We start from the raw sequence: 6,882 nt of genomic DNA, 5'->3' as shown, positions 1-6,882 counted from the left end.
GGAAACAACCTTTTATCCATCTAAATACCATATTTATCGCCTCCAATATAATATTGCATCTTTTCCATTATTTGGCAAAACCTTTGTTAACAGTGCCTAGGAACAGAAATGAGATTATTGTACATTATATAGGAAATGAAGGATCTGCAAACGAACTACAATTAAAGCATCAGAATTATAGCTACAGATGGCAATTACAGTTATAACAAAATAATACCAAAGAGCATCAAGCATATATAATGATTTAAACTGAACTAGCATAGGCGATATTATTACATGTTCATCTACGCCGCTTCAAATTCAAACAGCTATTACTAGATAAACTTGCTTAGTAGAGGCTAAAAACTCGAGTCTAAGGTGCTCGCTTAACAAGAAACGTTACTCTAAATGCATGCTCAGGATGACTATATAGAGGTTTAGAGATTTGGCGCTATATATCTATGCATGACAATGCCTTATCAATTACCATCCATTATTGCTATACATGTGCTTAAATTGATGAATGTTGATAAAATTACTATCTTTTATCAAATACTAATACACATAAATACGCATAATTGACTCTTTTAGAAATGGATAGTAGTATCGTGATGTATATTGTTTTTTATTATCTGTTGTAGAATTGTCTTCTAAGGTATCTGTGAGATTTAATAATGTGGATTTCTCTTTAGAGGTTTTAAAGAGAAAGGTTAGGATGGAGGGTATATTTAGGATATATAAAACAAAGCGGTACTTTGAAACTTCATCAGAAAAAAAGATGAGAAAAAGGAAAGAATCCATGATGAGAGCTAAAAAGAAAAGACAAGCCCAGGATTAAGAGGGAGTTTTTATGTAAGGTGGTTACTTCTAACAATAGTTAGGGAATTTCTTGGGGGCTGTGACGATAGACACTGATAAAATTATGGTGAACCATCCGTGTTGACCAAGGTTTATAGCCTTCTCTTTGTTTATGAGATAAATTTACAGATACCTGTTAGTCAGTCTAGCTTTTAGCTCAGTTCAGCTTTATTAGCTTAGTTCTGTAATACAGTCCCAATACTAATTCTTGGTATCTGACTGTATATATTTTTTGAACCTTCTTTTGCTTTCACTCTTTTGAACAGATAGCACTATACCGAACATCAACAGGGTTGATGCTGCATTGGAACCACCATACGAAAGAATAGGGAATGGCACTCCAACAACAGGCAAAATCCCCGATACCATACCAACATTAATAAAAACATGTATAAATATCATGCTTGCAAAGCCAACAGATACCATTTTACCGAAGTATAAGGAACTATAATTACTGACACCATAACTGTAAGCAATCCATAAAAAATATATAAACAGAACAAATATGCAGCCTACAAGGCCGTACTCCTCTGCAAGCAGAGTAAATATAAAATCATTATGCTTCTCAGGTAAAAAGTTTAGCCTACTTTGACTCCCACCACACATACCCTTACCCCAAATACCACCAGAGCCTATCGCAATTTTAGATTGCACAATATTGTATCCAGAATCCAAGATATCTTTCTCTGGATTTAAAAAAGTGATAACTCTTCTTTTTTGATAATCATGTAGCGCATATCTCCATATAAATGGTGAAGAGGCTAAAACAATAAGTATTGGTACAAGAAAAAATACCTTTTTTATTCCATTAATGAAGAAAAGTGCCGCACATATAAATAATAGTATGGTTGCCGTTCCTAAATTAGGCTGAAATAAAATCAGAAAAAATGGTAATAAAGAAATAATTATTGGAAATAGAAGCCTACTAACTATTCTGCCATCAGAATTACTAAAATCATTAAAGTACTTGGAAAGAGCTAATATAACACCAACTTTTGCAAGCTCTGATGGCTGCATACTGAAATATTTTAAATCTATCCACCTTTGCGCCCCCATAACATTATGACCAAAAATATTGGTAAAAATGAGTATCATTATGCATAAAGCATATAACGTATAGGCATGGTCATAAAACCACATTATATTTATGCTTCTTATAAGAAGCGCTAATAATGAAAAGATACTTATAAAAGTCAACTGCTTCATAGCCCAGGGATACATACTACACCCACTTGCGGAGTATAGAAGTACTAGAGCACATGTAAAAATCAAAAGAAGCAATAATAAAGGCCAGAGCACAACAGGTAATTTATCCTCTAGCTCCGAAACAATTTTATCACTCAGATTCCGATAAAAGTCTAACTTGCTCATCTTGTATAAGTTTTTCTATAAGCTGCTCCAAAGACCCCTCCTGAGTTACTTCCATTATAGAATGGAGAGTGAAGTTTACTCTATGATCAGTTATCCTACTTTGCGGATAGTTATATGTCCTTATCCTCTCTGATCTATCACCACTACCAACCTGCGATCTCCTCATAGAAGACCTTTCGTCTTCATTTTTTTGGCTTTGCATTTCATATAATTTAGACCTCAATATCTTCATAGCCATTGCCTTATTTTTATGCTGAGACTTACTGTCTTGCTGTGAAACAACTATCCCAGATGGCTTATGAGTTATCCTAACCGCACTATCTGTTTTATTAACATGCTGGCCACCAGCACCACTTGCCCTAAAAGAATCTATTCTTAAATCCTTTTCTTCTATTTTTACATCCACCTCCTCTGGCTCCGGTAAAACAGCCACAGTTGCAGCAGATGTATGTATCCTACCACTAGATTCTGTTTCAGGCACCCTCTGCACTCTATGAACACCAGATTCATACTTCATCTTAGAAAACACACCATTTCCCGATATGCTTGCAGAGGCCTCTTTATACCCACCTATCCCAGTTTCAGATATCGAGATTATCTCAAATTTCCACCTTTGCCTTTCTGCAAGCTTCATATACATTCTAAATAGTACAGAGGCAAATAGAGCCGCTTCTTCCCCACCAGTTCCAGCTCTAATCTCCAATATGACATTTTTATGCGCATCCTTATCCTTTGGCAACATAAGCAATTTTAGATTGTATACAGCCTCTTCTATTTTTGCATCCAGCCCATATAACTCTTCTTGAACAAGATTTTTAAAATCATCATCCTGCTCTTTATCTTGCAATACCATTAATAGATCATCTTTATCTGAAAGCATTTTTTTATATCGTAGCGCAACCTCAACTAGCCCTTCAAGATCAGACCTACTTTTCCCAAGCTCAGCTCTCTCATTCACATTAATACAGCCAGAAAGAAGTCTGGCTTCTATGTTGTTAAAATTTTCTATAATCTTATCTAATTTATCTATCATGAATCTTTACAAGTAGGGATAAAAATTATTGGTAAGTGATGGATTTTAGCCGTAAAAGCAACGAATATCAATTTACTTATTGCAAACCAATAGCACTATTAGGGAAAATAGTATGTATAAAAAGTAAATTCAGATCTCTTATATGCTAAATTTTGCGAAAATTTTTTGCAAAATTTATGAGTACCACTATCCAAGTATATTAGTGGCCACATTTAAAACTTGGACTCTAATAAAAGAGCAACATATAACTTACAATATATCTGCTCTCTGTTTTATGAACAGCTCACTAAGATAATACACCACAACCACTTGAATTATATATAATTGCGTAAGCTCTTGTTTACTAGAATAGCGCTATAAACCATAGCATGAAGAGCTAATGGAGAGAACCCAGGGCAATTACGATGGCTGCTTCTTTTCAGACCTGACCAGGTTAGCAATAAGACCCCGCCCCTCTCCGGGAGTCATTCTATACTTGAAAACTGTTTTCATCAATAGCTTTATGCTCTATAAAACCAACAATGCATAATCTTTGGAAATATTTGATATGTTTGACGTTGTTATAATAGGCGCTGGACCAGTTGGGCTCTTTTGCGCATTTGAATCTGGCATGCTCAATATGAAAACCGCATTAATTGAGGCGCTTCCAGAGATTGGCGGCCAATGCGCTGCCTTATATCCACAAAAACCTATATATGATATACCAGCGCATCCTATGCTACTTGCAGAAGAACTGGTAAGTAATTTAAAAAAGCAAATCGCCCCATTTCATCATGAAATTATACTGAATACAAAGGTTAATTACTTATCTAAAAAAGAGGATTTTTTTCTTCTTAGGTCAGAATGCAATAAAGAAATACGTACAAGGACTGTTATAATAGCAGCAGGCGGAGGATCTTTAATACCCAATAGACCACCACTTGATCACATTAAACTATTTGAAGAATATGGCTCTATACTATATTCAATAAATTCCTTAGAAAAATTTAAAGATAAAATTGTAGTGATTGCTGGCGGTGGAGATTCTGCAGTAGATTTTGCTATTCTTTTATCTAAGGTTGCTAGAAAAATTTATGTAATTCATAGAAGAAATAGGTTTAGAGCCCTAGATGCATCTATAACCCAAATGAATGGATGCGAGAGGATTGAGACTATTATTCCTTTCCAATTAGAAAGAATCAATGGTCATAATGGTATGATGGATAGCGTTATAATCAAAAATATAGAAAATGATCAATTAATTGAGCTAAAGACAGATTTTTTAATACCCTGCTTTGGATTGAGTATGGATTTAGGCCCGATACAGGATTGGGGATTTGAGATGAATGGCAAATATATTAAAGTCGATAATAGCAATATGATGACTAGCACTCTTGGTGTATTTGCAATAGGTGATGTTGCAACTTATCATGGAAAGTTAAAATTTATACTAACTGGCTTTGCAGAGGGTGCTCTTGCTTGTCATTCAGCATATTCAATCGTTAACCCAGGACTTAAATTGCATTTTGAGCATTCTACATCAAAGGGAATACCTATTGAGTAATGTCTAACACCTTTTAAGGTATATGATTTTTAAACAAAATGCCTTAAATTAGCATTAAATATGTAAAAAATAATAAGTTAGAATAACCTAAGTATAGCTGTTGAATTAGCATAGGCGGTATATTATCTATCACCTAAAATAAAGCAGCTATAGAAGCACTATAAAATCCAAGGCATCTATTTTATTTTTTAATCCGATGCTAATTTCTATCTAGCTAGAGTTGATAATAAGTATATCTTATAGGAAAATTAATTGAGTAAACCTTTGCTTTTTGCTAAAACTCTAAACCTTGACTCTTTAATTTAATTTACGTGTTTATAACATTTGAAGGATGTGAAGGTAGTGGAAAAACTACACAATCTTCCTTATTAAAGGACTTCTTAATAACTGAGGGAATGAAGTGCCTTTTAACTAAAGAGCCTGGTGGGACAAAGCTTGCAGCAAAACTACGTGAAATACTGCTAGATGATGAGGTGGCAGATCCCGCAGTTGAGTTTTTGTTATTTTGCGCAGCACGCAGAGATCATGTGAACAACCTTATAATACCCGCCTTAAGTTCAGGTGCTTATGTTATATGTGATAGATTTTTAGATTCATCACTAGTATATCAAGGTTATACAAAGGGCCTAAATATAGAAAATATGATAAACCTACATAAAACATATGTAACAGATTTAGAGCCAGATTTAACATTTGTTTTAGATATAGAGCCAGAAAATGCAGTAGAAAGGATTTGCTCACGGAGTAACGCAAATCACTACGATAAAATGCCTATTAAATTTCATAAAGCAGTAAGAGAAGGATTCTTATTTATCTCTAAGATGTTTCGCAAAAGAATAGTCGTTTTAGATGCCGAAGTTGAAAAAGAGATACTGTTTTTACAGATAAAAAGCATACTATCGAGATCTGTAACATCAAAAACCTTAAAGTAACCTTCTCTATATCATAACAACCATGAGGACTTATTTTTAGATTTTGGCTATAACATTGCAAGTATTATTATAGAGCATAAAACACAACTAACTATAGATGCTGGGTACGGAACTTTATTCCATACTCTATTTTGCTGCTTAACTGAGCGAATATAGCTTTTGTTAATTGCGGGTAAATTCTTAAGCTTTTCTTGCCTCTCAAGCGCACTATGAGCAATTTTCTTATCAACAAATTCTACTAACTCTTCTGTATTAGAGATATTAGACGATTCTATATAGGCCATTAGCTTATGGCTATCAAACTTATCTCTTGGAAGGCTTTGAATTATATTCGTTATTATAGATAAGAATACACTGTATGTTTTTGGCATTTGTGGCTTTTTCTCTACCATCCTTGCTTTTGATAAAATAAACCATGGCATCAATACTCTACTATATTGAATTAGATCTTTATTAATAATAGGTAGTTTTTCTAGAGAGATTTTGTAGCTGATATATGATATCAGCTCCTTATCTGATATCAAGCCAGCTATATCTTCCGAATTTTCTATACCTTCAAAGATCTGCCTCAAAGTTAAGCAATATCTGTGATTAGGAAGCTTAAAATACCATTGTTTTCTTATCTCATAGAGCGTCCTGGCTGTATTAAAAGCTATATTTTGTTGTTGAAATTTTTTTTGCAAAAATCTTAAATGTGCGCCTATATCAAAAGCAGCATACTTAGATAATATTCCAAATAAATCAGAACGTAGGACCTGTTTCAACGTACCTTTCATCTCATTTGAGAATGATAAATTTGCTATAGAATCAAAAGAAATTATAAAATCTTTAAATCTCAAAGTTCCATTCCCATCCATTATAGCAAGCAAACACGTATTATACGCATCAAAATTTTGTACATTATGCTTATATATATCAAGCAATGCACTAGGTATATTTGCCTCTTTTTCCAAACTATATCTAGTATCAGAGTCATTCAAGATATGAGGTATGTTATCCCAATTTGCATATAAAAAATCAGCAAATTCTTGTACTGAATAAAAAAGATTTTTAGGCACTGTTAACAAAGGTTGTATTTAATAGATGCTAAAGCTATAAAGGCAAGGAAAGAGAGATCGGATTTCTCAAATCGTAATGCTAAGCGTCGATTTTCTTTGAGTTTAGCG

7 protein-coding genes and 1 other RNA gene are annotated in these 6,882 nt (G+C 33.8%); 4 read left to right on the top strand and 4 right to left on the bottom strand.

The window, feature by feature from the left end:
* Both Cyrtocomes_RS04700 and rpsU read left to right on the top strand, forming a co-directional pair.
* Nucleotides 1-206: hypothetical protein (locus Cyrtocomes_RS04700; RefSeq protein ID WP_322498041.1), on the top strand; the 206-nt coding region annotated here is incomplete at its 5' end.
* Between the two features lie 434 nt (nt 207-640).
* Nucleotides 641-817: a 30S ribosomal protein S21 gene (rpsU, locus tag Cyrtocomes_RS04695; protein WP_322498040.1), complete on the top strand. Its 177-nt coding sequence runs from the start codon at nt 641-643 to the stop codon at nt 815-817.
* Between the two features lie 221 nt (nt 818-1,038).
* Here the strand turns inward: rpsU and rodA are convergent, their stop codons facing one another.
* The 3 genes from rodA to ffs all read right to left on the bottom strand — a co-directional run bounded on the left by rodA (nt 1,039) and on the right by ffs (nt 3,703).
* Entirely contained in the window at nt 1,039-2,208 is a 1,170-nt protein-coding gene (gene rodA / locus Cyrtocomes_RS04690; RefSeq protein WP_322498039.1) for a rod shape-determining protein RodA, read from the bottom strand.
* On the bottom strand, nt 2,174-3,241 hold the full coding sequence (gene prfA, locus Cyrtocomes_RS04685) for a peptide chain release factor 1 (RefSeq protein ID WP_322498038.1): 1,068 nt from the start codon (nt 3,239-3,241) through the stop codon (nt 2,174-2,176). The genes rodA and prfA overlap by 35 nt, the downstream gene beginning before the upstream one ends.
* 375 nt (nt 3,242-3,616) lie before the next feature.
* Nucleotides 3,617-3,703, bottom strand: an RNA gene (ffs, locus tag Cyrtocomes_RS04680) — signal recognition particle sRNA small type.
* 85 nt (nt 3,704-3,788) lie between these two features.
* Here ffs and Cyrtocomes_RS04675 point away from each other — a divergent pair.
* Together Cyrtocomes_RS04675 and tmk are read left to right on the top strand one after the other, a co-directional pair.
* Nucleotides 3,789-4,784 (top strand): NAD(P)/FAD-dependent oxidoreductase, encoded by a 996-nt coding sequence (locus Cyrtocomes_RS04675; protein ID WP_322498037.1) that lies wholly within the window; start codon nt 3,789-3,791, stop codon nt 4,782-4,784.
* 311 nt (nt 4,785-5,095) lie between these two features.
* Nucleotides 5,096-5,716 (top strand): dTMP kinase, encoded by a 621-nt coding sequence (tmk, locus tag Cyrtocomes_RS04670; RefSeq protein WP_322498036.1) that lies wholly within the window; start codon nt 5,096-5,098, stop codon nt 5,714-5,716.
* Between the two features lie 47 nt (nt 5,717-5,763).
* On the opposite strand, the gene Cyrtocomes_RS04665 is transcribed toward tmk, so the two are convergent.
* Nucleotides 5,764-6,774, bottom strand: a complete 1,011-nt coding sequence (locus Cyrtocomes_RS04665; protein WP_322498035.1) for a hypothetical protein — start codon at nt 6,772-6,774, stop codon at nt 5,764-5,766.
* Between the last annotated feature and the right edge of the window lie 108 nt (nt 6,775-6,882).

It is taken from the genome of Candidatus Cyrtobacter comes, from assembly GCF_034470605.1.
In the GTDB taxonomy this organism is placed as follows: Bacteria; Pseudomonadota; Alphaproteobacteria; order Rickettsiales; family Midichloriaceae; genus Cyrtobacter; species Cyrtobacter comes.
This window is presented reverse-complemented; position numbering and strand designations above follow the sequence as displayed.